At 73.0% G+C, this 637-nt stretch carries 1 protein-coding gene and 1 pseudogene; one reads left to right on the top strand and one right to left on the bottom strand.

The features are described from left to right. The first annotated feature begins 77 nt into the window (after positions 1-77). Positions 78-332 carry a Smr/MutS family protein gene (locus G3I65_RS04160; protein ID WP_160694904.1) on the top strand — a complete coding sequence of 85 codons (255 nt, stop codon included), beginning with the start codon at positions 78-80 and terminating at the stop codon, positions 330-332. Here G3I65_RS04160 and G3I65_RS04155 read toward each other — a convergent pair. Further along, positions 333-637, bottom strand: a pseudogene (locus G3I65_RS04155) (hypothetical protein); the annotation flags it as partial.

The raw sequence follows: 637 nt of genomic DNA, 5'->3' as shown, positions 1-637 counted from the left end.
GCCGCGCTCGAGGTGCTGGCCGAACGGGGCCGGACCCGCCGCGTGCGGGTGGCGGCCCGCCGAGCCCGGGAGCGCGTGTGAAGCTCAAGCTGGACCTGCACGACATCTACAACCGCGGCGGCGAGATCGACCGCGCGCTGCAGGCGATCATCGACGAGGCCGTCGCCAAGAAGGCGCCGCTCGTCGAAATCATCCCCGGCAAGGGGTCGGGGCAGCTGAAGAAGCACGTCCTGCGGTTCCTGGAGCGCAAGGACGTCAAGGCGCGCTACCACCGGGTGGAGAAGGACAAGGACAACTTCGGCCGGGTGTTCGTGCACTTCCGCTGGAAGTGATCAGAACCGGCTGTCGTGCCGGGTTTCGGCCCAGGCGCGGTCCCACGCCGCCGCGTGGAGGCGGCTCAGGACGAAGCGGGCGGCGCCGTAGAGGGCGGCCAGGGAGCCCGTGATCGCGACCCACAGCAGGATCGCCGCGAAGACGCCGTCGGCCGCCGAGGTGGCCGGGGACAGCGGCTCGCTCGTCAGCTCGCCGTGCTGGTCGAGCCACACGGACACGCGGGTGCCCGCCGGGCTGCCCGCGTCGGCGAGGACGTCGCCGGTGTGGCGGGCGCCGCGCGCGTCGAACCAGGCGGCCTGGACCG

This window comes from Amycolatopsis sp. SID8362, from assembly GCF_010550475.1.
Taxonomy (GTDB): domain Bacteria; phylum Actinomycetota; class Actinomycetes; order Mycobacteriales; family Pseudonocardiaceae; genus Amycolatopsis; species Amycolatopsis eburnea.
The sequence above is the reverse complement of the archived record's forward strand: the minus strand, read 5'-3'. Positions and strand labels throughout refer to the sequence as shown.